This window comes from Brevundimonas sp. UBA2416, from assembly GCF_002343105.1.
GTDB lineage: Bacteria > Pseudomonadota > Alphaproteobacteria > Caulobacterales > Caulobacteraceae > Brevundimonas.
In genome coordinates, this window is record NZ_DDRM01000019.1 from 138,140 (window position 1) to 163,691 (window position 25,552).

General features: G+C 67.7%; 25 protein-coding genes, 3 tRNA genes and 1 pseudogene. 14 read left to right on the top strand and 15 right to left on the bottom strand.

Translation table 11 applies throughout. The annotated features are described in order from the left end of the window. Positions 1 to 114: 114 nt before the first annotated feature. The 3 genes from tsf to B3E43_RS07075 all read right to left on the bottom strand — a co-directional run bounded on the left by tsf (position 115) and on the right by B3E43_RS07075 (position 2,900). The gene (gene tsf / locus B3E43_RS07065) at positions 115 to 1,056 is read right to left on the bottom strand and encodes a translation elongation factor Ts (protein WP_292027907.1); all 942 of its coding nucleotides are present in this window, start codon (positions 1,054 to 1,056) and stop codon (positions 115 to 117) included. 93 nt (positions 1,057 to 1,149) lie between these two features. Continuing rightward, complete coding sequence (rpsB, locus tag B3E43_RS07070) at positions 1,150 to 2,085, bottom strand: 30S ribosomal protein S2 (RefSeq protein WP_292027909.1); 936 nt, start codon at positions 2,083 to 2,085, stop codon at positions 1,150 to 1,152. Between the two features lie 161 nt (positions 2,086 to 2,246). Next, the gene (locus tag B3E43_RS07075) at positions 2,247 to 2,900 is read right to left on the bottom strand and encodes a hypothetical protein (protein WP_292027911.1); all 654 of its coding nucleotides are present in this window, start codon (positions 2,898 to 2,900) and stop codon (positions 2,247 to 2,249) included. A 180-nt stretch (positions 2,901 to 3,080) separates the two neighbouring features. Here B3E43_RS07075 and B3E43_RS07080 point away from each other — a divergent pair, with 180 nt between their 5' ends. Next, positions 3,081 to 3,629: a cytochrome b gene (locus B3E43_RS07080; protein ID WP_292027913.1), complete on the top strand. Its 549-nt coding sequence runs from the start codon at positions 3,081 to 3,083 to the stop codon at positions 3,627 to 3,629. A gap of 12 nt (positions 3,630 to 3,641) precedes the next feature. On the opposite strand, the gene hrpB is transcribed toward B3E43_RS07080, so the two are convergent. Beyond that, entirely contained in the window at positions 3,642 to 6,080 is a 2,439-nt protein-coding gene (gene hrpB, locus B3E43_RS07085) for an ATP-dependent helicase HrpB (protein ID WP_292027916.1), read from the bottom strand. A 156-nt stretch (positions 6,081 to 6,236) separates the two neighbouring features. Here hrpB and B3E43_RS07090 point away from each other — a divergent pair, with 156 nt between their 5' ends. From B3E43_RS07090 to B3E43_RS07105, 4 genes are all read left to right on the top strand, one after another. Continuing rightward, positions 6,237 to 7,898 carry an amino acid permease gene (locus B3E43_RS07090; RefSeq protein ID WP_292027918.1) on the top strand — a complete coding sequence of 554 codons (1,662 nt, stop codon included), beginning with the start codon at positions 6,237 to 6,239 and terminating at the stop codon, positions 7,896 to 7,898. 99 nt (positions 7,899 to 7,997) lie between these two features. Further along, positions 7,998 to 8,082: transfer RNA gene (locus B3E43_RS07095), tRNA-Leu, on the top strand. A 181-nt stretch (positions 8,083 to 8,263) separates the two neighbouring features. Further along, entirely contained in the window at positions 8,264 to 9,400 is a 1,137-nt protein-coding gene (locus B3E43_RS07100; RefSeq protein ID WP_292027921.1) for a PA0069 family radical SAM protein, read from the top strand. Then, positions 9,390 to 9,791, top strand: coding sequence for an endonuclease domain-containing protein (locus B3E43_RS07105; RefSeq protein WP_292027922.1), 402 nt, complete (start codon positions 9,390 to 9,392; stop codon positions 9,789 to 9,791). The genes B3E43_RS07100 and B3E43_RS07105 overlap by 11 nt, the downstream gene beginning before the upstream one ends. Here B3E43_RS07105 and B3E43_RS07110 read toward each other — a convergent pair. Then, a complete protein-coding gene (locus B3E43_RS07110) occupies positions 9,788 to 10,189 on the bottom strand; it encodes a hypothetical protein (protein WP_292027924.1) in 402 nt (133 codons plus the stop codon). The genes B3E43_RS07105 and B3E43_RS07110 overlap by 4 nt on opposite strands. Positions 10,190 to 10,191: 2 nt before the next feature. Then, entirely contained in the window at positions 10,192 to 11,436 is a 1,245-nt protein-coding gene (locus tag B3E43_RS07115) for a class I SAM-dependent RNA methyltransferase (protein WP_292027927.1), read from the bottom strand. Positions 11,437 to 11,643: 207 nt separating this feature from the next. On the opposite strand from B3E43_RS07115, the gene B3E43_RS07120 reads away from it, so the two are divergent. After that, positions 11,644 to 12,318 carry a glycine zipper family protein gene (locus B3E43_RS07120; RefSeq protein WP_292027929.1) on the top strand — a complete coding sequence of 225 codons (675 nt, stop codon included), beginning with the start codon at positions 11,644 to 11,646 and terminating at the stop codon, positions 12,316 to 12,318. A gap of 207 nt (positions 12,319 to 12,525) precedes the next feature. Here the strand turns inward: B3E43_RS07120 and B3E43_RS07125 are convergent, their stop codons facing one another. The 5 genes from B3E43_RS07125 to B3E43_RS07145 form a co-directional block, all read right to left on the bottom strand. Continuing rightward, positions 12,526 to 13,263, bottom strand: coding sequence for a TlyA family RNA methyltransferase (locus tag B3E43_RS07125; protein WP_292027932.1), 738 nt, complete (start codon positions 13,261 to 13,263; stop codon positions 12,526 to 12,528). Beyond that, on the bottom strand, positions 13,260 to 15,989 hold the full coding sequence (locus B3E43_RS07130; RefSeq protein ID WP_292027934.1) for a valine--tRNA ligase: 2,730 nt from the start codon (positions 15,987 to 15,989) through the stop codon (positions 13,260 to 13,262). The genes B3E43_RS07125 and B3E43_RS07130 overlap by 4 nt, the downstream gene beginning before the upstream one ends. Positions 15,990 to 16,076: 87 nt before the next feature. Further along, positions 16,077 to 16,688: a DUF2497 domain-containing protein gene (locus tag B3E43_RS07135; RefSeq protein WP_292027937.1), complete on the bottom strand. Its 612-nt coding sequence runs from the start codon at positions 16,686 to 16,688 to the stop codon at positions 16,077 to 16,079. A gap of 173 nt (positions 16,689 to 16,861) precedes the next feature. After that, the gene (locus B3E43_RS07140) at positions 16,862 to 18,346 is read right to left on the bottom strand and encodes a TolC family outer membrane protein (protein ID WP_292027939.1); all 1,485 of its coding nucleotides are present in this window, start codon (positions 18,344 to 18,346) and stop codon (positions 16,862 to 16,864) included. 129 nt (positions 18,347 to 18,475) lie between these two features. Further along, positions 18,476 to 19,105 carry a protein-L-isoaspartate O-methyltransferase family protein gene (locus tag B3E43_RS07145; protein ID WP_292027941.1) on the bottom strand — a complete coding sequence of 210 codons (630 nt, stop codon included), beginning with the start codon at positions 19,103 to 19,105 and terminating at the stop codon, positions 18,476 to 18,478. Between the two features lie 139 nt (positions 19,106 to 19,244). Here B3E43_RS07145 and B3E43_RS07150 point away from each other — a divergent pair. The 5 genes and pseudogenes from B3E43_RS07150 (at position 19,245) to B3E43_RS07165 (ending at position 20,908) form a co-directional block, all read left to right on the top strand. Further along, positions 19,245 to 19,318 (top strand) — tRNA-Cys (locus B3E43_RS07150). Positions 19,319 to 19,444: 126 nt separating this feature from the next. Beyond that, positions 19,445 to 19,615, top strand: a pseudogene (locus tag B3E43_RS16220) (LuxR C-terminal-related transcriptional regulator); the annotation flags it as partial. 115 nt (positions 19,616 to 19,730) lie between these two features. Then, complete coding sequence (locus B3E43_RS07155; protein ID WP_292027943.1) at positions 19,731 to 20,000, top strand: hypothetical protein; 270 nt, start codon at positions 19,731 to 19,733, stop codon at positions 19,998 to 20,000. A gap of 108 nt (positions 20,001 to 20,108) precedes the next feature. Then, positions 20,109 to 20,456, top strand: a complete 348-nt coding sequence (locus tag B3E43_RS07160; RefSeq protein ID WP_292027945.1) for a hypothetical protein — start codon at positions 20,109 to 20,111, stop codon at positions 20,454 to 20,456. Between the two features lie 17 nt (positions 20,457 to 20,473). After that, positions 20,474 to 20,908 (top strand): hypothetical protein, encoded by a 435-nt coding sequence (locus B3E43_RS07165; RefSeq protein WP_292027947.1) that lies wholly within the window; start codon positions 20,474 to 20,476, stop codon positions 20,906 to 20,908. 22 nt (positions 20,909 to 20,930) lie between these two features. Here B3E43_RS07165 and B3E43_RS07170 read toward each other — a convergent pair whose 3' ends face one another. Then, positions 20,931 to 21,053: a hypothetical protein gene (locus tag B3E43_RS07170; RefSeq protein ID WP_292027950.1), complete on the bottom strand. Its 123-nt coding sequence runs from the start codon at positions 21,051 to 21,053 to the stop codon at positions 20,931 to 20,933. Positions 21,054 to 21,143: 90 nt separating this feature from the next. Further along, on the bottom strand, positions 21,144 to 21,947 hold the full coding sequence (locus B3E43_RS07175) for a TrmH family RNA methyltransferase (protein ID WP_292027952.1): 804 nt from the start codon (positions 21,945 to 21,947) through the stop codon (positions 21,144 to 21,146). A gap of 70 nt (positions 21,948 to 22,017) precedes the next feature. On the opposite strand from B3E43_RS07175, the gene B3E43_RS07180 reads away from it, so the two are divergent. Beyond that, positions 22,018 to 22,092: transfer RNA gene (locus B3E43_RS07180), tRNA-Asn, on the top strand. Positions 22,093 to 22,231: 139 nt separating this feature from the next. Here the strand turns inward: B3E43_RS07180 and B3E43_RS07185 are convergent. Further along, positions 22,232 to 22,993 (bottom strand): hypothetical protein, encoded by a 762-nt coding sequence (locus B3E43_RS07185; RefSeq protein WP_292027954.1) that lies wholly within the window; start codon positions 22,991 to 22,993, stop codon positions 22,232 to 22,234. An 80-nt stretch (positions 22,994 to 23,073) separates the two neighbouring features. On the opposite strand from B3E43_RS07185, the gene B3E43_RS07190 reads away from it, so the two are divergent. Then, a complete protein-coding gene (locus B3E43_RS07190) occupies positions 23,074 to 23,676 on the top strand; it encodes a TIGR00730 family Rossman fold protein (protein ID WP_292027956.1) in 603 nt (200 codons plus the stop codon). Positions 23,677 to 23,802: 126 nt separating this feature from the next. Further along, a complete protein-coding gene (locus B3E43_RS07195; protein WP_292027958.1) occupies positions 23,803 to 24,093 on the top strand; it encodes a CC_3452 family protein in 291 nt (96 codons plus the stop codon). A gap of 89 nt (positions 24,094 to 24,182) precedes the next feature. On the opposite strand, the gene gltX is transcribed toward B3E43_RS07195, so the two are convergent. After that, positions 24,183 to 25,517, bottom strand: a complete 1,335-nt coding sequence (gene gltX, locus B3E43_RS07200; protein WP_292027961.1) for a glutamate--tRNA ligase — start codon at positions 25,515 to 25,517, stop codon at positions 24,183 to 24,185. Between the last annotated feature and the right edge of the window lie 35 nt (positions 25,518 to 25,552).

Here is a 25,552-nt window from a genome sequence, read left to right on the forward strand (position 1 = left end):
CCTTGAATCAATCGAGGCGCATTTGGCCCGAGACACCCGCCAGCGCAAACGCCGAAACGAAAAGGGGCCGGCGATCCCTCGCCGGCCCCTGTCTTCGATCGCTGAAAGTCGAGCCTACTGGCCGGCCGTCATGGCGGCGACTTCGCTGGCGAAGTCCGGGCCTTCGACCTTCTCGACGCCCTCGCCGAGCGCGAGGCGGACGAAGCCGGCCAGGTGCAGACCGGGGTGGCCCAGCTCCTTGCCCGCGTCGGCGACCAGCTGTTCGATGGTCACGTCGGGGTTCATGACGAAGGGCTGTTTGATCAGCACGACGTCCTTCTGGAACTTGTTGATCTGGCCTTCCACGATCTTGGCGATCATGGCGTCCGGCTTGCCTTCTTCCCTGGCCTTTTCGGTGAGGACCTGACGTTCCTTCTCGATGGCGGCGGGGTCCAGATCGTCCGTGTTCAGCGACAGCGGAGCCGTGGCCGCCACGTGCATGGCGATCTTGCGGCCCAGTTCGCGCAGGGCGGTCTTGTCACCGCCGCCGTGCAGGGCGACCAGCACGCCGATGCGGCCGAGGCCCGGCGACACCGCGTTGTGGACGTAGGACGCGACCACGCCCTCGTCGACCGACAGGCGGGCGGCGCGGCGCAGCTGCATGTTCTCGCCGACCGTGGCGATCAGGTTGGTGACCTCGTCCTGGACTGTCTTGCCGGCTTCCAGTTCGGCGCCGTGCAGACCTTCGACCGTGGCGTGCTCCAGGCCCAGCTGGGCGAAGGCCTTGGCGGCGTTCTGGAACAGGTCGTTGCGGGCGACGAAGTCAGTCTCGGCGTTGAACTCGATGGCGGCGCCGACTTCACCGGCTCCGACTTCCTTCGAGGCCACGGCGACCAGACCTTCGGCGGCGACGCGGTCGGCCTTCTTGGCGGCCTTGGACAGGCCCTTGGCGCGCAGCCAGTCGATCGCGGCGTTGATGTCGCCGTCGGTTTCCTGGAGCGCCTTCTTGCAGTCCATCATGCCGACGCCGGACTTGGCGCGCAGTTCCATCACGAGGGCGGCTGTGATCTCGGCCATGGGATATCTCCTTGGTATGCGTATGCGGGAACGGCCGGACCCGTTTTCAGGTCCGGCCGCATATCTGGTTCACCGTCGGTGGAAGGCGGGTGGTTAGACCGCGGCCTTCTCGGTTTCGACGGCGTCGTTGGCTTCCGAGGTCGCGGCCTGGGCGGCTTCGTCGGCCACGGCCGGCTCGGCAGCCGGTTCGGCGGCGGCGATCATTTCCTCGGCGACGGCTTCAGCCTCGGCCGGAGCAACCTCGGCCTCAACAGCCTTGGCGGCCTTCGGAGCCTTGGCTTCACGCAGCATCGGCTCGTCCGGGTTCACCGCAGCGCCGAGATCGACGCCTTGCGACGCCTGGCCGGCAGCCAGACCGTCGAGGACGGCGTCGGCGATCAGGTCGCAGTAGGTCTGGATGGCGCGGGCGGCGTCATCGTTGCCCGGGATCGGATAGGTGATGCCGTCCGGATCCGAATTGGTGTCGAGGATGGCGATGATCGGAATGTTCAGCTTGCGGGCTTCGAGGATCGCGATCGCTTCCTTGTTGGTGTCGATCACGAAAATGATGTCCGGGATCGAACCCATGTCCTTGATGCCGCCCAGCGACAGCTCGAGCTTGTCCTTCTCGCGCTGCAGGTTCAGCAGCTCCTTCTTGACCCGGCCGTCGCCGCCCGACTCCAGCAGGCCTTCCAGCTCGCGCAGGCGGGCGATCGAGCCCGACACGGTGCGCCAGTTGGTCAGGGTGCCGCCGAGCCAGCGGTTGTTCATATAGTACTGGGCGCAACGCTTGGCGGCTTCAGCCACCGGATCCGAGGCCTGACGCTTGGTGCCGACGAACAGCACGCGACCGCCCTTGGCGGCGACGTCGCGCACGGCGACCAGCGCCTGGTGCAGCAGCGGGATCGACTGCGACAGGTCGATGATGTGGATGTTCGAGCGCGAGCCGAAGATGTAGCGCTCCATCTTCGGGTTCCACCGGTGCGTCTGGTGGCCGAAGTGCGCGCCGGCTTCGAGCAGCGAACGCATGGAGAATTCTGGCAGAGCCATGGTTTAGTCCTTTATCCGATTGATCCGCCGCAGACGGGTAAAGGCCGGTTGGCCCTCGGAACGGAGCAAACGGGATTTCTCCCCGTCAGCGCCACGCCTGCGTGTGAAGTGGGCGGGCATGTAGGCGGGTTGGGGACAAAAGGCAAGCGGCGACGCCGGCTTCAACCGGGATGGGGCTCCAGGCGGATGTCCCGCACCGCAGTCAGAACGCCATCACTACCGTTGCCGAGACGAACAATTCCGCTGCCGCCTCTCAATTCCTGGGCGGCTCGATAGGCGGCATCCACCTTGAACTCGCCGTCAAAGACGACGTCGTCGACATAATAGGCTCTGCGTCCCGGCTCCTTCACATACAGATGGACATGAGCCGGCATGGTCATGTCCGGGTAGGGCGCCGGCTTGATGGTGTCGAAGGCATAGCGTCCCTCGGCATCGGTCCTGACCCAGCCCCGTAGTCGGCCGTTGCGACGGCTCCATTCAGAGTCGAGCGTGCCGTTCGCATAAAGCCCCTCCACATTCGTGTGGTGGGCATAGATGACGACGCCCTCCACGGGGGTGACGCCATCGACAGCAAGAACCCGCCCGGACAAACGCATCCGCTGACCCGGTTCATCCGGACCCGCGAGGGTCGCCAGGGAGGACAGTTCGAGGGGGTTCTGCTCCTCGGTCGCCTCGCAGCCATCGCAGGCGTAGAGATCGCTCCTGGGCCGCTGCGCGGATTGGGCTTGTTCGGCGCGTGAGCAGCCGGTCCCAAGGCCGCTTGCCGTCAGAACCGTCAGCCCCAACAGCGTCGATCGTCTATTCACACTGGTCATAAACGCCCCCTGGGTCGGGCAATCAGTAGACCCGTCGCTCCATTCCGGCAAAGCGGACCCCCCCGGTTTTGATGTACCGGTGCACCGTCCCGGGCACCGTGCGAGTTCCAACGGGAGGGTTTCAAGCTAGGCTTGGTCCTGGCCAGGGGGGTGCTCCTGGTCCTCGCCAAGGGAGTGCTCATGCGCCTGCGCAATTCCAGCCGGTCCTGGGGCCTCGTCGCGCGGGCGCTGCACTGGATCATCGCGGTCATGATTGTCGGCCTGTTCGCAACGGGTTGGCTGGCCGAGAATGAGAGCAACCGCGACGCCAGCCTGATCCTGCTCCGCAACCATTTTCAGTTCGGCGTCATTCTGACGGGCCTCATCGTCATGCGAGTGCTGTGGCGCCTTTCGGATCGGTCGCCGGAGCCGCTGCCCGGCGAACCGCCCTGGCGGGAGCGGATGGCGCAGTCAGTCCACGGCCTGATCTATGTCTTGCTGATCATCCTGCCGGTGGCGGGCTATATCGTGCTGGTTCACAAGAAGGTCGACATGACCGTCTTCGGCCTGTTCACCGTTCCGACGCTGTTCACGCCGTCGGTCGAGGACCAGGGCCTCTGGGCTGGCGCCTGGTATGTCCACTATTTCGCCGGCTGGATCCTTCTCGGGCTGCTCGGCCTGCATATCGGCGCCGCCCTCTTCCACCAGTTCGTGCTGCGTGACGGCCTGATCCGCCGCATGACCGGCTAGTCCAGTCGCCGGTCACGTCCCGCGCGGCTTGGCCCGGCTGGTCGCCTCGGCCTGCGTCGGATCCTCCGGCCAGGGATGGCGCGGGTAGCGGCCACGCATCTCGCTGCGCACCGCGGCCCAGCTGCCGGCCCAGAAGCCGGGCAGGTCCTTGGTCACCTGCACCGGTCGCCGCGCCGGAGACAGCAGGGCCAGGGTCAGCGGCACCCGTCCCCCGCCGACCGATGGATGGGTCGTCGTCCCGAACAACTCCTGGACCCGGATGTCCACCCGCGGCCCGCCCTCCGCTGCATAGTCTATGGCCGCCGATCCCAGAGAAGTCGCCAGCCGCGCCGGCGCGAGTTCTTCGAGCGCCCGCTGCCGGTCCCAGGGGATCAGGGTCCGCAGCCCCGCCTCCAGCGCGCCGTCATCGATCTTGTCGAGCGCCTGCACCGTCTCGAGCAACGGCCATAGCCAGATCTCGCGCGTCGCCGCCAGCCCCGCGTCCGACACATCCGGCCATCCCGCTTCCAGTTCGGCGACGAACGCCAGCCGGGCCCGCAGGCCCGAGGCCCGCTCGCCCCAGCGCAGGCCTGTCAGCCCATCCCGCTCCACCTCGGCCCGCAGAGCCGCCGTGATCGCGCTCCGGTCCGGCGCACCGACGATCTTCTCATCGACCACGATCGCGCCGATGCGGCGGAACCGGCGCAGAGTCATCCGGCCCGACGGCTCGCGCGCCAGCCGGTCCTCGACCTCGATGCGGTGATCCAGCGCCGCCGGATCGACCGGGACCGCCAGCCGGATCCGGTCGCGCGCATCCCCGCCGCCCAGTTCCGCCACCGCCAGCCACGGCTCTCGCGCCAGGGCGTCGGTCGGATCAAGGAAGGCGCCCCGCCCCGACGCCAGCAGCATCTCGCCAGGCTTGCCTCGCGCCCTGGCCACGCGTTCAGGAAAGGCCTCCGCCAGCAGCGCGCCGACATCGGCCTCGCCCCCCTGGCCGCCTCCCGCCGCCCGCGCCCATCGCTCGGCGAGTTTGACTGCATCGCGAGCCCTCGGCGACCGGTCGCGGTCGAGGCCGCGCAGCCGGTCTCGCAGGTCGACATCGCTCCCGCCCAGCCCCGGCTCGCTCAGCACGGCCGCGATCCGCGCGCCCAGCGCCGCGTTCCCGGCGTCGCTGGCGACGGCGACCATATGCGCCAGTCTTGGCGACAACGGAATCCGCGTCATCCGTCGCCCATGCCCCGTCAGCGCGCCCGCCTCGTCCAGCGCACCGAGCTGCGTCAGCACCTTGCGCGCCTCGGCGAAAGCGCCCGCCGGCGGCTGGTCCAGCAGGGCCAGCGCCTCCGTCGACCGCGCGCCCCATCGCGCCAGATCGAGCGCGAAGCCGGTCAGGTCGGCCTCCAGAATTTCCGGCCGCTGGTGCGGAACCAGACCCCGCGTCGCCACCTCGTCCCACAGCCGGTAGCAGACCCCCGGTTCGGTGCGCCCTGCCCGCCCGCGCCTCTGTTCCGCCGAGGACCGGCTGACCTTCACCGTCGCCAGCCGCGTCAGGCCGCTGGACGGCTCGAACCGCGGCACGCGCGACAGGCCGCCGTCTATCACCACCCGCACCCCCTCGATCGTCAGGCTGGTCTCGGCCACCGAGGTCGCCAGCACCACCTTGCGCCGCCCGGCGGTCGAAGGCTGGATCGCGCGGTCCTGTGTCTCCCGGTCCAGCGCGCCGTACAGGGGAACCACATCCACCGTGGGATCGCGCAGCCGTTCGGCCAACCGCTGGGCCGTGCGGTGGATCTCCCCCTGCCCCGGCAGGAAGACCAGCACCGATCCGCCCTCCTCGCCCAGCGCCTGCATGACCGCCCGCGCCACTGCGTCCTCGACCCGCTCGACAGGATTGCGGTCCAGATAGCGTGTCTCGACCGGGAACATCCGCCCCTCGGCCTCGATCACGGGCGCCCAGTCCCCCGATCCCTTGGCCAGCAACCGCGAAACGCCGCTGATATCCAGCGTCGCCGACATCACCAGCAGCCGCAGGTCCTCGCGCAGCAAACCCTGCGTCTCCCGCGCCAGGGCCAGCCCGAGGTCGGCGTCCAGGGATCGCTCATGGAATTCGTCGAACAGCACCGCCCCGACGTCTTCCAGTCCCGGATCGTCGAGAATCATCCGCGTAAAGACGCCTTCTGTGATCACCTCGATCCGCGTCTTCGGCCCGATCCGGCTCTGCAGCCGGGTGCGATAGCCGACCGTATCGCCGGTCTGTTCGCCCAGGGTCGCCGCCATCCGCTCGGCCGCGGCCCGCGCCGCGAGCCGGCGGGGCTCAAGCACCAGCAGTTTCCTGCCCCCCAGCCAGGCCGCGTCGAGCAGCGCCAGCGGGACCACGGTCGTCTTGCCGGCCCCCGGCGGGGCCGCGAGCACGGCGACGTTGCCGGCCGCGAGGGCGGCCTTCAACGGCTCGAGAACGGCATGGATCGGCAACATCGCCTGCGGTCTAGCGGCAACGCCCCCCTTCACGAAAGCATCGTCCGTGCTTCACCATTCGGAAACCGCGTTGCCAGCGGCCCCCTCCGCCGCTAGCGTCCGCGCCATTGAAGGCTCCCCGGGGAGGGTTAGCCGTGTATCAAGGGGCGAGACTCGATGTCCGCAGAAGGCCTTAGGCCCAAGGGGAACCGCCTGTTCCTCAAGAAATCCGTAGCCCAGATCCAGAAGGAAGCCGCCAAGAGCGAGCTGAAGCGGTCTCTGGGTCCCATCAACCTGATGAGCCTCGGCATCGGAGCCATCATCGGCGCCGGCATCTTCGTGCTGACCGGACAGGTCGCCGCCGCCCATGCGGGCCCGGCCATCATGCTGTCGTTCGTGGTCGCAGGCATCGCCTGCGGTCTCGCCGGCCTCTGCTACGCCGAGCTGGCCTCGACCATGCCGGTGTCCGGCTCGGCCTATACCTACGCCTACGGCACCCTGGGCGAAGTCTTCGCCTGGATCATGGGTTGGCTCCTTGTGCTGGAATACGGCGTCGCGGCCTCGACGGTCGCCGTCGGCTGGTCCGGCTATGTGGTCTCCATCCTCAATGACTTCGGCCTCGCCGACGGTCTCTTCCCGACGATCCAGTATGCGGGCGGAGAAGGTCCCTCCTGGGCGACGCCGCTGATCCAGGCCGTCACGACAGACGGCGTCAGCAGCTTCCCGATGACCGGGACACTGAACCTCGTCGCCGCCATTGGTATCGCCGCGGTCTGCAGCCTGCTGGTCCTCGGCGTCAGCGAGTCGGCGTCGATCAACAACATCATCGTGATCATCAAGATCGTTGTGCTGCTGACCTTCATCGCGGTCGGGATTCAGTACATCAACCCCGACAACTGGGTGCCCTTCATCCCCGAGAACACCACGGGCAAGTTCGGCGAATACGGCACCAGCGGCATCCTGCGCGGGGCGGCGATCATCTTCTTCGCCTATGTCGGTTTCGAAGCCGTCTCGACCGCGGCGGCCGAAGCCAAAAACCCGTCCAAGGATGTTCCGGTCGGCATCCTCGGCGCGCTGATCGTCTGCACACTGATCTACATGGCCGTCGCCGCCGTCATGACCGGCGTCGTTCCCTACCTCGAGCTGGCCAGCCCGGCGCCTGTGGCCGTCGCCATCGACCGCATGGGTCTAGAATGGGCCAACATCTCCGTGGCTTCGGCTGCGGGCGGTCAACTGAACCTGATCAGCTTCCTGATCAAGATCGGCGCCATCACCGGCCTGTCCTCGGTCATGCTGGTGCTTTGCTACGGCCAGACGCGGATCTTCTACACCATGGCGCGTGACGGTCTTCTGCCGAAGGCCTTCGCCGTGATCCATCCGAAGTTCCGTACCCCCTGGATCGGCACCATCCTGCTCGGGATCCTCATCGCCGTCGCGGCTTCCTTCCTGCCGATCTCGATCCTCGGCGACCTCGTGTCCCTGGGCACGGCCGTGGCCTTCTCGATCGTGTGCCTGAGCGTGATTTTCCTGCGCATCAGGCACCCGGAGATGGAGCGTCCCTTCAAGGTTCCGGGCGGCGTCTGGACCGCAGGCGCCGGGATCGTGGCCTGTCTTTCGCTGGCCGGCTTCAACTTCTGGCCGATGATCCAGCACGCCATGGACGGCAATACGCTGCCCCTGACCATCCTGGCCGCCTATGCCGCGGTCGGAGCCGTGATCTACATCATCTACGGCTTCTGGCACTCCAAGCTCGCCAAGGGCATCGACATCACGGAAGAGACCACGATGTCGTCCCCGGCCGAGGCCATGGGCTCGGGCGTGGATAACCAGAAGGACTGATTTCCGGATCAGTTCGGCAAGAACGAAGGCCCGGGAGCAATCCCGGGCCTTTTTCGTTGCCGCCCGCGCCGGGCTCGCCTAGAGGCTGCATCGAACCTGGCGGATGTGGCGGAACTGGTAGACGCACCAGATTTAGGTTCTGGCGCCGCGAGGCGTGGAGGTTCGAGTCCTCTCATCCGCACCATCCTGCTTCGACCCTGCGGCGCTTCGCAGGACTTGCCCTGCGGGGCGTCACGGCGCGGAGCAGGATGCCCTGCGAAGCCTTGGCGAAACAGGGCTGCCCGGCATGACTGACTATCGTCGCTGCGTTCTTTGGTTGCCCAAACAGTTCTTGCTTTGTTCTCGTTTCTCGCTACGGTGAAACCATGGCGGAAACAGCGAAGGGACGGGGTGCACGGTCGAATGCGACCGGGCGGTTCGAACCGGAAACCGTGGAAGCCTTCGATGACGGCTGGACCGGCGACGATGTCGAGGCCGCGCCCCTGCGCACCACCCTGACGCCCGAGCACGCCCGGACCATCATCGCGAGGAACACCAGTCCGGACATCGGTTTCGACCGGTCCATCAACCCCTACAAGGGCTGCGAACATGGCTGTATCTACTGCTACGCCCGTCCGTCCCATGCCTTCATGGGCCTATCCCCGGGCCTGGATTTCGAGAGCCGCCTCTTCTTCAAGCCCGAGGCCGCGCGTCTGCTGGAGCAGGAACTCTCAAAGCCCCGTTACGTCTGCAAACGCATCCACATAGGCGGCAACACCGATCCCTATCAGCCGGTCGAGCGCGAGCTCAACTCGACGCGCTCGATCCTGGAAGTGATGCAGCGGTTCCAACACCCGTTCAGCATAATCACCAAGTCGGTCCTGATCGCCCGCGACGCCGACATACTCGGTCCGATGGGCCGGGCGGGCCTCGCTTCGGCCTGTGTCTCCATCACCACCCTCGACAGGGGCCTGGCCCGTGCCATGGAACCGCGCGCCTCGACGCCGGCGAAGCGGCTGGAGGCCATTTCGCGACTGGCCGAGGCGGGCTGTCCCGTCACCGTCGGTTTCGCCCCCGTCATACCTGGCCTCAACGATCACGAACTCGAATCGGTGCTGGAGGCCGCGTCGAAGGCCGGCGCGACCTCGGCCATGTACGTCACCCTGCGCCTCCCGCTCGAGATCAAGGATCTGTTCCGCGAATGGCTGGCTGACGCCCGCCCGGACCGCGCCGCCCGCGTCATGTCCCTGATCCGCCAGACCCGCGGCGGCAAGGACTACGACGCCGACTGGTCGCAACGCATGAAAGGCACCGGTCCGGTCGCCGAACTGATCGCCGCCCGCTTCAAGGCCGCGGTGAAACGCTACGGCCTCGACACGCCGCTAAAGCCGGTGGACGAGACACAGTTCCGCGTGCCGGCGGACATGAAGAAGCAGATGGATCTCTTTGACCTCCCTTCCCCCATTTCGTGGGAAGGTGGCTCGCGAAGCGAGACGGATGGGGGCCGGCCGGATGCAGCCTGAACGTACGATCAAGAGGGCTCGCCGTTTGCGCAAGACACCGACCCGCGCGGAGGGTTTCTTCTGGTCATTGGTCCGTGACAGAGGTCTGGAAGGTCTTCGCTTCCGACAACAGGTCCCGATTGGGCAGTATGTCGTCGACTTCGCCTGCCTGTCCGCCCGTCTGATCGTTGAAGCCGATGGCGGCGTGCATGCGCTGAGGACGTTCGACGACGCCAAACGGGACGCCTGGCTGACCTCGCAGGGCTTTCGGGTTCTGCGCTTTTCCAACGGCGACATCCTTGCCCGGCCAAATCACGTGCTGGCAGAGATCCGTGAAATCGTTGGCAAGCCCCCATCCGTCAGGCTTCGCCTGACACCTTCCCCCGAGATGGGGGAAGGAAGACGGGTTTAGTCCTCTTCCGCCGCCGACGGGTCGATCGCATTCGTCACCAGTTCCCGCCAGGTCGGGTCGGTGGCATCGACCAGATCGACGTCCTCCATCAGGGCCACGACCCCGCCGCCGTCGGGCAGGATCAGGCCAAGGACTTCCATCTCCTCCCCGTCCGGTCCCAGATGGGTCTCGGCCTGCACGGCCACCGCCGCCTGCTCTCCGTCCTCGTCCCACCAGATCACCGGCTGCGGCAGGTCCATGGCGATCGGGCGCGGGTCGTCGGTGTCGCCCAGGGCGAAGACCGCCCGTCGCGCCTGGACATCATCCAGCGTCGCCACCGCGCCGACAAACGGCGTCAGCCGGGTCCAGTCCTCGGCGTCAAAGCCTCCGCCATCCTCGTCGGGCAGGTTGTCATTCATCGTCATCGCCGGAACACCCCCACCAGTTCCACATGCGCCGACCACAGGAACTGATCCACCGGACTCACCCGCTCCAGCCGGAAGCCGGCGTCGATCAGGACGCGGGCGTCGCGCGCGAAGGTCACCGGATTGCACGACACCCCGACCACGACCGCCGCCTTCGTCCCCGGCAACTGCCGCGTCTGTTCCAGAGCCCCGGCGCGCGGCGGGTCCAGCACCACGGCGTCGCAGCCGCGCAGGTCATAGGGGGCCAGCGGCCGGCGAAACAGGTCACGCGCCTCGGCCGTGATCCCCTTCATCCCCGGCCCGGTCCCGATCCCCGCCTTCAGCGCCGCGATCCCCGCCGCCGATCCGTCCGCCGCCAACACCGGCGCCACCGTCGCCAGCGGAAAGGTGAAGGTGCCCGCGCCACAGAACAGGTCCGCGATCTTCTTCGCCCCGCGCACCGCCTCGACCGCGCGCGCAACCATGGCCGCCTCCGCCTCGGGCACGGCCTGCAGGAAGCCGCCGGGCGGCAGGGGCACGGTCGCCGGACCGAAGGCCACCTTCGGCTGCCGCTCCATCATCAGCACCTCGCCTGCGAGGCTCAGTCGCGCCAGCCCGGCCTCGGCCGCCGCCGCGATCGCCCGCATCCGCGCGTCGCCGGACAGGCCGCCCGTGCGCCGCTCGACCCCCGTCACATCGACGTCGAGCCCGGTCAGGGTCGCCGTCACATGCAGGGTCGGGGCCGATTTGGGATGCTCCAGAAAAGCCTCCGCCACCCGTGCCAGCGCCGGAAAGGCCGAGACCAGCCGCGGATCGGCGATCGGACAGGCGGTCACCTCGACCAGCCGCCAGCTCTTGCGCGCCTTGAACCCCAGCACGACCCGTCCGTCCTCGGCGCGCCGGGCATGCAGGGCCAGTCGCCGACGCGTCCCGGGCGGCGTCGCCACCGTCGCCTCGATCTCCGTCTCGATCCGCTCGCGCGCCAGGGCCAGCCGCACCTGTTCGCGCTTCCAGTCCAGATAGGGCCCGGCCGCCCAGTGCTGCAGCGAGCATCCCCCGCAATCGCCATAATGGGGTGAAACCGGCGTGATCCGCTCGGCGCTCGGGGTCAGGATCTCCGCCCCCTCCAGCCGCCCGTCGCGCACCTCCCCGCGAACGGTCTCGCCCGGCAGGGTCAGGGGCGCAAACACAGGCCCCGTCGGCGTCTCGGCGATCCCGTCGCCCTGCCCGCCTACGCGGCTGATGGTCAGCGTCTCCGTCATCGGCCGCTTCTAGAGCGAAATCGGTTCGGACGCGATTGCGTGCGGGCTCAGATTTCGCGCCACCTCCAGAGGTAACTGGCTCCCGGCGAAACCTGAACGAAGATGAACGGCCCGATCAAAGGCCGTTCAGTTTCGCTGGCCTATTCCTCGCAGCCACAGAGACAGGCGCCGACACCCGGCGCCCGCTCTCCAGCCAGGATGATGCCGATGTTCGCCCGTCTGCCCCTCAAGACCGCCTTCGGCGCCGCCGCCCTCGCCGCGGCCGGCCTGATGCTGACCCCGGCCGCCGCCTCGGCCCAGGCCTACACCTACCAAGGCGATCCCCAGCCCTATGGTGGCTACAGCAGCCAGTCCTACGGCTATGGCCAACAGGCGCCCTACGGCTACACCCAGCGGCCCGACTATGGCTACGACCGGTCCTACGGCCAGTCGTACGACCGCCCCAACTATAACTGCCGCAGCGAGCGCCGTGGCCGTACGGGCGCCGGCGCCACCGTCGGCGCGACCTTCGGCGCCGTGCTCGGCTCTCAGATGGGCGCCCGCGGACGCCGTACCGAAGGCAGCGTGCTCGGCGCGGTGATCGGCGGCGCGCTCGGCGCAGCGGTGGGCAACGACTCGGCCCGCTACTGCAACGACGGCTACAGCGGCCACGTCCAGTATGACGACCGTGGCTACGACAGCCGCTACCAGGACTCCGGCCGTTACCGCTACGAGGACCGCGGCTACAGCAGCCAGGGCTATGCCTCGTACGACGATCGCTACGACGACCGCGGCTATCAGTACCGGTCGGACGATCGCTACCAGTCCGACTGCCGCCCGCGCGCCGTCCAGAGCCGGGACCAGTACGGCCGCACGGTCACCCGCTACCAGCAGACCTGCTGACAGAATTGCGCCGCCGATTATTTTTCAGCCCCCCTGTCGATCGGCGGCGTGACGGAGACCCCCGGTGGAGCAATCCACCGGGGGTTTTTTCATGTTGGCAGGGGCGCTACCGCTCGCGACGCGGTCGCTCGCTGCTTGAGCGCAGCCCGGCTCCTCCCCATGCAATGGGGAGGGGGACCACACGAAGTGTGGTGGAGGGGCATAGCCTCAGCCTCGGTCCCGCCGCGTAGCCCACAGCAGAAACTCCACATTCCCGTCCCCGCCGGTGATCGGGCTTTCCGTCGTCGCCTGCGCCGCCCAGCCCTCGCCTTCCAGCCAGGCTGTAACGCTGTTCAGCGCGGCCTGCTGCGCGGACGGATCCTTGACGACGCCCTTCTTCGTCCCGCCGGGCCCCGTCGCCTCGAACTGCGGCTTGACCAGGGTGACGAGGTCCGCCCCCGGTGCCGCCAGCGACAGGGCTACAGGCAGCACCTTGGCGAGGCCGATGAAGCTGGCGTCGCAGACGATCAGCCCGGGAGCCTCGGGGATCAGCGCCGGCGCCAGATCACGCGCATCCGTCTGTTCGAGATTGACCACCCGCGCGTCCGCCGCCACCCGGGCGTGCAACTGCCCTGATCCGACATCGACCGCGAACACCCGCGCCGCGCCGCGCGACAGGCAGACCTCGGTGAATCCGCCCGTGGAAGCCCCGACGTCCAGGACAGTCCGCCCCTCGACCACAACGGGCCACAGGGTCAGGGCGTGGTCCAGTTTCAGCGCCCCGCGCCCGACCCAGCGATGAGCATCGGCATAGGCGATGACTGCATCCTCAGCCACAGCCTGCGACGCCGCCCTGGCGGGGACCCCATCGACCGTGACACCACCCGCCTCAATCGCCGCCTTCGCCCGCGCCCGGCTCTCGGCCAGTCCGCGCGCGACCAGCAGCTGGTCGAGCCGCGTCTTCACCCCACCGCGTCCAGCCGCGCCAGCGCCGCCTGCAGCTTCGCCTTGCCGGCCTCGGCCTCGGCCAGCTTCTGGCGTTGTTCCTCGACGACTTCGGGGGCCGCGCGATCAACGAAATTCGGATTGCCCAGCTTCTTGTTGAAGTGACCGATGTCGCTGTCAAAGGCGGCGATCTCCTTGGTCAGGCGCGCCCGTTCGGCGGTCAGATCGATGATCCCCGCAAGCGACAGGGCGGCCGTCGCCCCGCCGGAAACGAAGGTCACGGCTCCCTCGGCCGCAGCCTCGACGGTCGACAGGTCAGACACCCGGCCCAGAGTCAGGATCAGATCGCGATGGCGCGCGACCCGGGCCGCCGTGACCGCGTCCGGCGCGATGAAGGACAGGCCGGGCTTGGCCCCCTGCGGCACATTCATCTCGGCCTTCAGCTGGCGGATCTCAGTGACCAGATCGACCAGCCAGCCGATTTCGGCCTCCGACGCCGCGTCGATGAAGGCATCCGGCAGGTTCGGCCAGGCCGACCCGATCAGGGTCGCCTCGCTGCGTGCCGCACCCTCGCCGGCCAGCTGGTCCCACAGCTCCTCGGTGATGAAGGGCATGATCGGGTGCATCAGCTTAAGCGTCTGGTCGAGGGTCCAGGCCGTCATGGCCCGGGTTTCGGCCTTCGCCGTCTCGTCCGACCCCATGAACACCGGCTTGGCCAGCTCCAGATACCAGTCGCAGAAGACGTTCCAGACGAAGCGGTACATGGCCGAGGCCGCGTCGTCGAAACGGCCGCCCTCGATGGCCTCGCTGACTGCGCGCTCCGCCTTGGTCAGTTCGCCACGGATCCACCGGTTGATGGTCTGATCCACGGTCGCCGGGTCGAAGCCCTCGACCCGCCTGGCCTCATTCATCTGCGAGAAGCGCGCGGCGTTCCACAGCTTGGTGCCGAAGTTGCGATAGCCTTCAATGCGTTGGCGAGACAATTTGATGTCGCGCGTGCCCGACAGAATGGCCATGGTGAAACGCAGCGGGTCGGCGCCCAGCTCGTCGATGATGCCGAGGGGGTCGATGACGTTCCCCTTCGACTTGCTCATCTTCTGGCCCTTCTCGTCGCGGACCAGGCCATTGATGATGACCCGTTTGAACGGAACCTCATCCATGAAGTGAAGACCCATCATCATCATCCGGGCAACCCAGAAGAAGATGATGTCGGCCGCCGTCACCAGATCGCTGGTCGGATAGAAGCGTTCGAGGTCCTCGGTCTTCTCCGGCCACCCCATGGTCGAGAAGGGCCACAGGGCCGAGCTGAACCAGGTGTCCAGCACATCCTCGTCCTGTGTCAGCGCCTTGCCGCCGGCCTGGGCGATGGCCTCAGCCTCGCTCTCGGCGACATAGATGTTCCCGTCCGCGTCATACCAGGCGGGGATGCGGTGACCCCACCAGAGCTGGCGCGAGATGCACCAGGGCTCGATGTTGCGCAGCCATTCGAAATAGATCTTCTCGTAGCTCTTCGGCTCGAAGACCGTATCGCCCTGCTCCACCGCCCTGATCGCCGGCTGGGCCATCGTATGGGCGTCGACGTACCACTGGTCCGTAAGCCAGGGCTCGATCACCACGCCCGAGCGGTCGCCGTGCGGGATGACGTGCCGGGTCTTCTCGATCTCCTTCAGCCAGCCCTCGGCCTCCGCGCGGGCGACGATGGCCTTGCGGGCGGCGAAGCGGTCCATGCCCTCGTATTCGGCGGGCACGTCGGCCGTATCGGCGGCGGTGATGCGGCCGAAGGCGTCCATGACGTTCAGCGCGGCCAGCCCGGCCCGCTTGCCGACCTGGAAGTCGTTGAAGTCATGCGCCGGCGTTATCTTCACCGCGCCCGAGCCCTTGGTCGGATCGGCATAGTCATCGGCAACGATGGGAATTCGGCGCCCGACGATCGGCAGGGTCACGAACTGGCCGACCAGCCCCTGATAGCGCGGATCTTCCGGATGCACGGCCACGCCGGTGTCCCCCAGCATGGTCTCCGGGCGGGTCGTGGCGACCACGATGTAATCGCGCGTCTCGTATTCCGTCGGCTGCCCGTCGCCGTCCCAGGCGACCGGGTGCTCATAGGTCACCCCGTCCGCCAGCGGATAGGCGAAATGCCAGTAGGCTCCGTCCATCTCGCGCTGCTCGACCTCGAGGTCCGAGATCGCCGTCTGGAAATGCGGGTCCCAGTTGACCAGTCGCTTGTCGCGATAGATCAGACCTTCCTTGTGCAGTTGCACGAAGACCTTGCGCACAGCGTCCTGAAGCGTCGGATCGAGGGTGAACCGTTCGCGCGACCAGTCGCACGACGAGCCCAGACGACGCAGCTGGTTCTGGATCGCGCCCGCGCTGGTCGCCTTCCATTCCCAGATCTTGTCGACGAAGGCGTCGCGGCCCATGTCGCGCCGGCTGACATTGCCCGCAGCGGCCAGCTGGCGCTCGACCACCATCTGGGTGGCGATGCCGGCGTGGTCCGTGCCCGGCAGCCACAGCACGGCCTTGCCCTTCATCCTGTGATAGCGGGCCAGGATGTCCTGCAGGGTGTTGTTCAGCGCGTGGCCGATGTGCAGCGAACCCGTCACGTTCGGCGGCGGAATGACGATCGAATAGGCGTCCGCCGCGCCGTCGGTGGTGGTGGCGTCGCGCGGCGCGAACACGCCGCTGTCCTCCCACATCGCATACAGACGGGGTTCAGCGGCGGCGGGGTCGAAGGTCTTGTCGAGCATTGGGAACGGTCTTCAGACAAAAGATAAGGGCGGCCCCGACTGGAGCCGCCCCGGAATGATCTAGCCTTGATCGGGTCGCGGGTGAAGTCAGCCGGCGTTGCGGGCGATGCGTTCGACTTCCTTGCGTACCTGGGCCTCGACGATGGCCGGCAGGTTGGCGTCCAGCCATTCCTTCAGCATCGGGCGCAGCAGGGCGCGGGCCAGTTCATCAACGGTCGGGCCGGTGCCGCCGACCGCATCGATGGGGTCAGGCTTGCGGATCGTGGAGGCGAAACCGGCGAAGGCGGACGCCGCGCTGGCCGCAGCGCTGTCGCCGACCAGGCTGTCATGGGCCGGGATCGAGGCGGGCTCGGGGGCATAGGCCTCGACCGGCTCCTCGACGAAGACCGACTCGGCCGGCGCGCTGGGGAACGGCTCCGTGGTCGAGATGTCGAGATCGCCGAGGCTCTCGGCGGCCGGGGCTTCATAGGCGTCGGTGAGCTCCAGCACGTCCTCTTCGGAAGCGTGCGGCTCCACCATCGACGGGGTCTCGTCCATCAGGGCGGACGAGACGACCGGTTCCGGCTCAGGCGCGGGTTCCGGTTCGGGCGCCGCGGCGGCCGGCGCGGTTTCGGCCGGGGCGTCGTCTTCGGAAATGATCCGGCGGATCGACGCCAGGATTTCCTCCATCGTCGGTTCCTGGGCGGTCTGGTCGGTCATATCGAAACCCCGGGGCGCGTGGCGAACGCACGATCAAGTCCAATTGCGGCACGGAAGAGGAGCCCCCTCCCATGCCCTGTCGTCGCATCTCAGCCCGCTGGAATCAACGGGCGTTTTCGCGTCACAGGTTAACGGCCGCGCCAACAGTCGCGCGACAGGCGACCTGCGGATCGTCAGTCGCGCGGCGCCGTCTGGACGACTTCGGATTTCAGCTGCGCGTCGATCGGCGCGTCCTCGGCGTCATTGGCGGGGACGACAGCCGGCGAAGCGATACGGTCGATGGCTTCAACAATACCGTCCCAGGGCAGGCCGCCGCGATTGCGAACCCGGTCATAGTTGGCGGCCGGGTCGTAAACCGTCAGGGCGGCGTCCAGGTCCGCGCCCTCCAGTCGGCCCATGGCGGCCAGAAGGCTGGCCTGGGCGACGTATTCGTTGCGACGGGCGCTGGCCAGGGTGATCTGGGCGTTACGCAGCTCCAGTTCCTGGTTCAGCACATCCAGCGTGGTGCGCAGACCGACCTGGGCCTCCTGACGCACGCCCTCGGCGGCGACAGTGGCCGCCCGAACGGCTTCCTCGCCCGCCTGAAGCGTGGCGCGCGATGAGATCGACTGGGCGTAGGCCGAACTGACCGACTGCAGCGTGTTGCGGCGCTCACCCTCGACATTGATCTGGGCGACATTGGCGCGTTCCAGCGCCTGGGCGACGCGCGAACTGTTCAGTCCACCGGTGAACAGGGGCACCGAAATCGTGGCGCCGGCCTGGAAACGGGTGTTGTCACCGATGTCGTCGATGGCGCCCAGATCGCTGGTCGATCCGCCGTAGGACGCCGTCAGACGTGCGGATGGCATATACTCGGCCTTGGCCGCCGCGACATTGGCTTCAGCCGCGCGCTGGGTCCAGGCGGCCGCGCGGATGGACGGGTTGTCGACAAGGGCGACGTCGAGGGCGTCGTCAAAATCGGTCGGGATGCCCGGCAGCACCGGCATCGGCGCCAGGTCGCCCGGCGCCTGGCCGACGACAGCGGCATAGGCCGCGCGTGAAACCGACAGCTGGGCGCGGGCATTGGCCAGGTCGGCCTCCGACTGGGCCAGGCGGGATTCGGACTGCGCCACATCGGTGCGGGTGATTTCGCCGACCTCGAACCGGGCCGAGGCTTCTTCGAGCTGACGCTGCAGCACGCCGAGATTGGATTGGCGGATCGCGAGGATTTCGCCGTCTCGAATCACATCGGCATAGGCCTGGATCACCGAAGCCAGGACGGTCTGTTCAATGTCGCGAAGGTTCTCGCGGCCGGCCAGGATATTGGCTTCCGCCGCCGAGATGCCGTGACCGATCCGGCCGCCCGACCACAGGGTCTGGGACAGGCCGATGCTGGCGCCGCCGCTATCGCTGTCCGGATTGCCGCCCACGTTGCCGCTGTAGTCGCGGGCGTAGTTGGCGGTGACGCTGACATCGAGCTGGGGACGAAGCCCGGCCCGCGCCTGGACGATGGATTCATCCAGCGCCCGCTGGTTGGCGCGCTGGGCCAGCAGCGAAGGGTTGGTCTGATAGGCCAGGGCCAATGCGTCCCTCAGCGTCTCGGCCCACGCAGGGGCGCCCATGCCGGTGATCACGGCGATGACGGCGACCGAGGCGAGCGCGCGCGTACGTTTCAGCATGTCTGTTCCTGCCTGGCGCGGGGAAGCGCGCCCTTCGTGTCTCATAGGTCTGATGCGGGACGGTTTGCGCCCACGCCAGTTAAGTTTTTTTCACGCGCCCGCCGGGAATGTCCGTCGAGGTCCGTGATCCTACAGCGCGAAGGTAGGAATCGGCGAGAGTTCCGCCAGAATCGGTGGCGCGGCGTTGAACAATTCGCGACGGGACACGCCCTGCTCTCCCCGCACATAGAGCACCGCCTTGCCCACCGGACCGGTGCGTTCGACGACGGCCATCCGCCCCCCGACGTTGAGGACGTTCAGCCAGGCCTCGGGCCGTCCGGGGACCGCGCACTCGCAGACGATGACGTCATAGCCGCCCTCCGCCGGGACGTTGAGCGGAGCCGTAACCGTCCGGACGCCCTCTTCCGCTAACACCTCGCCGACGACCTCGAACACCGAGCCGTCCGATTCCTGGGCGGTCACTGACAGGCCCAGCCGGGCCAGCACCGCGGCGGCATAGGGGGCGGCAGCGGCCAGCGCCGTCTCGCCGGACCGCGCATCCAGCGCCATCAGAAGCTTCGACAGATCGCGCGCCAGCATCAGCCTGCGCCCGCCCGCAATCTCGGGTTCCATCTCGGCATAGGCCGACCAGGCCCGCTCAGCCGGCAAGAACCGTTCGCGCGGTACGGCCAGAAGGGCGGCCTGCAGGGCGCGGTCAGTCACATCGTTCACACGGACCTGGCTGTCGACCATGACCTTGCGGGCGGCGGCGAAATCCATGGAACGACGATCCTGCTGCTAGGGGCGCCCGGTGATAGCCGGGAAATCTGGCGCGCTTATAGGTCTGTGCGTTGCGGGGGACAATCCGATCTGATAGCGAACGCCCCTCGCGATGGCGCGGTCGTTTCTGACGGCCCAGGGCCTGATGGCGGAGTGGTTACGCAGAGGACTGCAAATCCTTGCACCCGGGTTCGATTCCCGGTCAGGCCTCCATCGCGAATTCGTCCCCTCCATACCGGCCCGCGCTGACAAGCGTCGATTGCACGCTGCCGTCGTAATCCCCGTTTCGGTGAACCCCCACTCGTGGTTAAGGTGTGGAAGGAGCCGGGGGGGCGATGGATGCCGAGCCGTACAGATCGATTGACCGGGCGCGAGCGCGAATGCCTTCGCCTTGTCCATGCGCACATGAATTCCAAACAGATCGCCCGACGCCTGGGCATCAAGCCCTCGACGGTCGATCGGCACTGTGAAAACGCCGCCCGCAAGCTGAACGCATCGGGACGGATCGACGCCGCCCTGCTCCTGCTGGCCGAACAGACCGTTCCGAATGACTCGGTATCCGAACCGGTCCCAATCGCCGCCGCCCTCGCCCCGGGTTCTTCTGTGCCGGCGAAAGGGAACTTCAATGACCAACACCGAAGGACAGGTGCCGAGCATCAGCTGGGCGGAGCTTCAGACCGTGCTTCTCTCGCTGGCCGATACGCCAGTGAAACAAATGATGGTGAATCACCTGGTCGGCGGGACCCGCAAACAGTCGGCCTTCCTCTCTCCGGAAAGCACCTTCAGGGAGATCCTGCACATCGGGGCGGCCTTGCTGGATTCCGGCTTCCAGCCCTCGGAATCGGACATGAGGTCCTCGGACGCGTCCTGTTCGTCTTCTCCATTGCCGCAGTAGCCGCACTGGTTTTGACGAGCGTCATTGGCGCGGAGCGGTTCGCCTTCGTTCTTCAAGGCATCCGCTACGGCGACTGATCCGCGTCGCTTCTTGAAAATAGGTGAGCGAATGAAACGCAGCGAACATGCGGCGACCGTTGTCGCGCGCCTGGCGACGGACCTGTTTCAGGCCGAAGCCAGCCAGGATGAAGCCGTCAACCAGCTCGGTCGACTGGCCCAGTCCCTGACCCGAAGCCGGCGCGACGCAGGCCTTTCGGCCACGGTCGGACAGGCGGCCTTTGACGCCCTGGCCGACGCAGTTGCCGCCCAGGTCGGTGCGCAGCGCGCGGTGGTCGCGCTTCACGTGGCCCTGGCCGATGTGAAGCGGAACACCTCCTACCGGGGCGTCCAGATGGGCGGCATGGAGAAGTCGGATCAACCCATCCCCCGTCCCACGGGGCTTGCGCTCGTCTCCTGAGTTGGCGATGCCAGGGAATGTCGCCGATCTATGCGGTTTCCCTGGTCCTGCTCATCGTGTCCGCCGCGCTCGCCATGTGGCGCGGCGGCAGGTGGGAACGCGCCACGGCGGCCGTCCTGATCCTGGTCTGGATCGGCTCGACCCTCTTTCCCTTCGATTCCCTGAACCCGCCCTGGGTCATCATCGGGATCGACGGCGCGACCCTGCTGTTCCTGCTGTATCTGGCCCTCTATTCGAAGCGCCAGTGGACGATCTGGGCGACCGCGTTCCAGTTCCTGCTGATGGCGAACCACCTGGCCTTCGTGCGCTTCCACGAACTCGAGCAGTGGGCCTATGTCACGGCCTACTATGTCTGGGGCGACGCGGTCCTGCTGTCGCTGGTCGCGGGCGTGATCTGGGCTGCGCGTGACGCCTCTCCGGCGCCTCCGCAGGACGCCGGCAGCGCGGACTGAGCAGAACGGTCCTGGACTGCGGTCAGGCGACCGGCGCGGTGATCCAGCCGATGACGCTGGCGGCGCTCACGCCCGCTGCGACTATGCCGACCGCCAGCGCGATGCGCGCATTGCGGTGAATGAAGACGAAAATGCCACCAAACATGATTGAACTCCCCCCGGACGCCGCCACAGCGACACAGCTTTGCCGGTTCATCAAGGTGTACAAAGCGTTAATCGCGATTTGGTGATCGATTCACGCGTGTCGGGTGAAATGATGCAGCGCAATTCCACTGGCGACTGAGACGTTCAGCGAATCGAAGCCGCCGGACATCGGGATTCCGACCGGCCGGCAGCGCTCGATCACCGCGCCGGAAAGCCCCGGCCCTTCAGGCCCCAACAGGATGGCGATCCGTCCGCCCCTTGGCACCGCCTCCAGCGGCTCGCTTGCGCCGGGGGTCAGCGCCAGCACGTCAAACCCCGCCGCCTTGAGCCCGTCGACCATGGCCATCGCGTCCAGACCCGTCGCCATCGGCGTTCGAAGCACCGCGCCCACCGAAACCCGGATGGCCTTGCGATAGAAGGGGTCGCAGCAGTGCGCATCGAGCAGCACTGCCCCGGCCCCGAAGGCTGCAGCGTTGCGGAAAAGGCCGCCCATATTGTCGTGATTGCCGATGCCGCAGGCCGCAACCACAATGGCCTCGGGCCCCAGCGGGTCCAGTTGCGCCTCCAGGGCCGCGGGCTCGGGCTTGCGGCCCAGAGCCAGGATGCCGCGATGCAGGTGAAACCCCGCGATGGCGTCGAGAATCGGCTGGTCGGCGACATAGACCGGCGCCTCCTCCGGCACGCGGGCGACCATTTCGGCCAGCCCTTCGGCCCGTTTCCGGTCCAGTAACAGCGCCACCGGCCGGCACAGCGATTGCGGTGACGTCAGCACATTCAGGACCACCTCGCCCTCGGCCACGAACAGGCCCTGCCTGCCCGTGAGGTCGCGTTCCTTGATGTCCCGGAAGCCGGCGATGCGCGGATCTTCGGGGTCGTCGATAAGGATCAGGGCCAAGATCGGATATTTCCCGTTGCGTCAGTCTGACTCGCGCTGCTATAGCGCCCGCCTTCCCGAGAGGAAGTGTTCCGCGGTAGCTCAGTGGTAGAGCAGCCGACTGTTAATCGGCTGGTCGTAGGTTCGAATCCTACCCGCGGAGCCACTCTTTCCCACCACAGCGTCAGACCGAAAAAAAGCCCGACGCGAGCGCCGGGCTGAAGAAGTTCGGTGATGGTGGGTGTCCTCGAAGATGGAAGACACCCTTCCGATGCCGTGAATTGGTTAACCTGCCGTAAACGACTTCACTCGGGATCCGGCAGCCAGGTCGTCTGCCGCCCGCCCGCCGGACCACTCCACACCACGCGCCAGCCGGCGCCCGCGCGTTCGACCCGGGTTCCCGCATCCGCGACCCCAGCCCCCTCGCCGGGCCAGACGAAGGCGCGTCCACCGACACGGATTTCGTCGGGGCCCGTGGACGGCGTCAGCACCAGGCTCCACAGGCCCGCGGCGTCCGGGGTCACACGGCCGCTTTCACCGCCGGCCTGAAGATCGATGGGCTCCCCCGCCGGCGCGCTGCGGCCCGAGACCAGCCGCATCCGGCCATCGCTGTCGACAGCGCCCAGCGCCGGGGCGCGGTCCAGCCGCCGTGTCGCCCCGCCGGCGCGCAGGATGGCGACCGGCCCCTGCCCACCGGCCACGATCAGCAACCGTTCCGGAGCCGGGGCGGCGTCCTGCCCCACCTGGATTTCGGGTCGCAGCAGCAGATCCCCGGTCGGAGCGACCATCCGGATCTCGAACCGGCCCTGGTCATCCGCCGCCGCCGCGTGGGCGGGACCGGAATCACTGCGCAGCACGACACGGGCGCCCGGCTCCGCCTCCCCCGAGAAGGCCAGACCGCCCGGAACGCGCCGCACCGAACGAATCATCGGCGGGCGGGTCCAGCCTCCGACCGCGGCCGGCGCCCGGTCCTTCTCCGCCGCCACCGGCGCCGGCGGAGAACAGGCGGCGTTCGCCACGCACAACAGCACCGCTATCGCCGCCTTGCCGAACATGGCCCGTTTCATCGCGTGCATCCGACCGCTAGGAGTATCGGTCCAGATAGCGCGCCGAGGCGGCCGCTGTCTCCCTTCGTTCCCGAGGCCCCATGTCTTCGCCTGTCGTTATCCAGCCCTTCGACGGTCAGTCCGTCTGCCTGTTCTGCGGTTCGTCCGATCTGTCCGACCCCGCCTACACCGCCGCCGCCCGCGCGTTCGGCGAACAGACCGCGAAGGCCGGCTGGCGGCTGGTCTATGGCGGCGGCGGCGTCGGCCTGATGGGCGCCTCGGCGCGCGCGGCGCACGAGGCCGGCGGTCGGGTCCTGGGCGTCATGCCGGGCTTCCTGCGCAGCCGCGAGCGGCTGTTCGACGAGGTCGAGACCCTGATCGTGCCCTCGATGCACGAGCGCAAGACTATCATGTATGACCAGTCGGACGCCTTCGTGGTCGCCCCGGGTGGCGTCGGCACGCTGGAAGAGGTCATCGAGGTCCTGTCCTGGAAGCGGCTGGACCTCCACTCCAAGCCGGTGATCTTCCTGAATCTGAACGGCTTCTGGGAGCCGCTTCTGGCCGTGATGGAACACAGCATCGCCGAGAGGATGACCCCCGCCAGCTTCCGTCAGGCCTGGGTCGTTTGCGACACGGTGGAAGCGGCCATCGCCGCCATGCAGGCCGCCGACGCGGTCCCGGGCTTGCAACATGATCGCCGATAAGTAATCACTGGTTAGTCAGCCGGTGTCCGTCCGTCTCTTTTGACGACCCACCTTGACAGTTGCGTATCAAAACGGACATCAGCGCGTCGGGACGGATGGCCGTCCCACCTAATCGGAGACCTCCCCATGCGTGCTCTGCTCATCGCCGCGGCCCTGCTCGCCGCCGCCCCCGCCTTCGCCCAAACGCCCGCCACCAGCGCCGTCCTCGCCGACGCCGCCCGCGCCCCGGCCGCCCGCACCATCATCGACGGCGCGACCTGGACCTGCGCCGGTGCGACCTGCACTGCCAGCGGCGGCGCCAACCAGCCCGCGACCCGCGCCTGCCGCCGCGTCGTCGCCCGCTTCGGCGCCGTGTCGTCGTTCAGCTACAAGGGCGTCGCCCTTTCGGCCGAACAGATCGCTGCCTGCAACGCCTGATCCCGCTGCCTCGCTGAAACGGAAAAGGCCGCCCCAAACGGGGCGGCCTTTTTTGCGCCAGCGAGAGACAGAGCGACGCCCTCCCCCCGTCAGGCCGTCTCGCCGCCCAGCCGCTTCACGATGCGCTCGCGACCGATCATCGGCGCCAATGTCGCCATGTCCGGGCCATGCTGCTGACCTGTGATCATCATTCGCAGCGGCATGAACAGGGCCTTGCCCTTGGCGCCGGTGGCCTCCTTGACCGCGTTCGTCCACACTGGCCACAGGGTCTCGTCGATGACCTCGGGCAGGGCCGCCAGGGCCGCTGCAGCAAAGGCCGCATCCTCGATCACAGGCGTGACAGGGCCGCGCACGATCGTCGCCATTTCAATGACATCGGCGAACTTCTGAAGGTTCCCCCGCACGCCATTCCAGAAGGCCTCGCCCAGATCGGCGTCCAGCTCAACCAACCGCGGCCGGGCGACGGCATAGTCCATCGCGTGCAGCGACTGGGCGTTCAGCCGGTCCAGATCGGCCGTGTCGTAGCGCGCCGGCGAGCGGCCCATCTTCGAGAAGGCGAAGCTGGCGCCCAGGGCTTCGACCGACGCCCCGACTTCCAGCGGATCCGAGGTGCCGATCCGACCCAGATGGCTGGTGATGGCGATCGGCTCATAGCCCTGCTCGCGCATCTCGGCGATCGACAGCGACCCCAGCCGCTTCGACAGGGCCTGACCGTCGGCCCCGACCAGCAGCGGCATGTGCGCGAACCCCGGCACGGTTGCGCCGAGCGCCTCGAAGATCTCGATCTGCGCCCCTGTGTTGGTGACGTGATCCTCGCCGCGGATGACGTGGGTGATGGCCATGTCGATGTCGTCGACGACCGACGGCAGGGTGTAGAGGAACAGGCCGTCCTCGCGGATCAGCACGGGGTCCGACATCGAGGTCGTGTCGACCTCGGCGTGGCCGCGCGCCAGATCTTCCCAGGCCACGCGACGCCCCTCCAGCTTGAAGCGCCAGTGCGGCTTGCGCCCCTCGGCCTCGAAGGCGGCCTTCTCGGCGTCGGTCAGGTCCAGCGCTGCGCGGTCGTAGACCGGCGGCAGGCCGCGTGACAGCTGCACCTTGCGGCGGCGGTCCAGTTCCTCGGAGGTGTCGTAGCAGGGATAAAGCCGGCCAGCGGCCTTCAGCCGCGCGGCGGCCTCCTCATAGCGGTCAAACCGCTTCGACTGGTTGTAGCGCTCGTCCCAGACCAGCCCCAGCCAGGTCAGGTCGTCCTCGATCCCCTGTTCGAACTCGGGCGTCGAGCGCGCCAGATCGGTATCGTCGATGCGCAGCACGAATTTGCCGCCCTGCCCCTTGGCGAACATCCAGTTGACCAGGGCGGTGCGGACATTGCCGACGTGCAGCTTACCCGTCGGCGACGGGGCGAAACGGACCTTGACGGACATTCTGTGACCTTGAAACGCGAGGCGCGTAGGTCGCG

Coding starts and splice junctions, on each gene's coding strand:
- tsf (WP_292027907.1), bottom strand. CDS start 1,056: ATGGCCGAGATCACAGCCGCCCTCGTGATGGAACTGCGCGCCAAGTCC.
- rpsB (WP_292027909.1), bottom strand. CDS start 2,085: ATGGCTCTGCCAGAATTCTCCATGCGTTCGCTGCTCGAAGCCGGCGCG.
- B3E43_RS07075 (WP_292027911.1), bottom strand. CDS start 2,900: ATGACCAGTGTGAATAGACGATCGACGCTGTTGGGGCTGACGGTTCTG.
- B3E43_RS07080 (WP_292027913.1), top strand. CDS start 3,081: ATGCGCCTGCGCAATTCCAGCCGGTCCTGGGGCCTCGTCGCGCGGGCG.
- hrpB (WP_292027916.1), bottom strand. CDS start 6,080: ATGTTGCCGATCCATGCCGTTCTCGAGCCGTTGAAGGCCGCCCTCGCG.
- B3E43_RS07090 (WP_292027918.1), top strand. CDS start 6,237: ATGTCCGCAGAAGGCCTTAGGCCCAAGGGGAACCGCCTGTTCCTCAAG.
- B3E43_RS07100 (WP_292027921.1), top strand. CDS start 8,264: ATGGCGGAAACAGCGAAGGGACGGGGTGCACGGTCGAATGCGACCGGG.
- B3E43_RS07105 (WP_292027922.1), top strand. CDS start 9,390: ATGCAGCCTGAACGTACGATCAAGAGGGCTCGCCGTTTGCGCAAGACA.
- B3E43_RS07110 (WP_292027924.1), bottom strand. CDS start 10,189: ATGAATGACAACCTGCCCGACGAGGATGGCGGAGGCTTTGACGCCGAG.
- B3E43_RS07115 (WP_292027927.1), bottom strand. CDS start 11,436: ATGACGGAGACGCTGACCATCAGCCGCGTAGGCGGGCAGGGCGACGGG.
- B3E43_RS07120 (WP_292027929.1), top strand. CDS start 11,644: ATGTTCGCCCGTCTGCCCCTCAAGACCGCCTTCGGCGCCGCCGCCCTC.
- B3E43_RS07130 (WP_292027934.1), bottom strand. CDS start 15,989: ATGCTCGACAAGACCTTCGACCCCGCCGCCGCTGAACCCCGTCTGTAT.
- B3E43_RS07135 (WP_292027937.1), bottom strand. CDS start 16,688: ATGACCGACCAGACCGCCCAGGAACCGACGATGGAGGAAATCCTGGCG.
- B3E43_RS07140 (WP_292027939.1), bottom strand. CDS start 18,346: ATGCTGAAACGTACGCGCGCGCTCGCCTCGGTCGCCGTCATCGCCGTG.
- B3E43_RS07145 (WP_292027941.1), bottom strand. CDS start 19,105: ATGGATTTCGCCGCCGCCCGCAAGGTCATGGTCGACAGCCAGGTCCGT.
- B3E43_RS07155 (WP_292027943.1), top strand. CDS start 19,731: ATGACCAACACCGAAGGACAGGTGCCGAGCATCAGCTGGGCGGAGCTT.
- B3E43_RS07160 (WP_292027945.1), top strand. CDS start 20,109: ATGAAACGCAGCGAACATGCGGCGACCGTTGTCGCGCGCCTGGCGACG.
- B3E43_RS07165 (WP_292027947.1), top strand. CDS start 20,474: ATGTCGCCGATCTATGCGGTTTCCCTGGTCCTGCTCATCGTGTCCGCC.
- B3E43_RS07170 (WP_292027950.1), bottom strand. CDS start 21,053: ATGTTTGGTGGCATTTTCGTCTTCATTCACCGCAATGCGCGCATCGCG.
- B3E43_RS07185 (WP_292027954.1), bottom strand. CDS start 22,993: ATGAAACGGGCCATGTTCGGCAAGGCGGCGATAGCGGTGCTGTTGTGC.
- B3E43_RS07190 (WP_292027956.1), top strand. CDS start 23,074: ATGTCTTCGCCTGTCGTTATCCAGCCCTTCGACGGTCAGTCCGTCTGC.
- B3E43_RS07195 (WP_292027958.1), top strand. CDS start 23,803: ATGCGTGCTCTGCTCATCGCCGCGGCCCTGCTCGCCGCCGCCCCCGCC.
- gltX (WP_292027961.1), bottom strand. CDS start 25,517: ATGTCCGTCAAGGTCCGTTTCGCCCCGTCGCCGACGGGTAAGCTGCAC.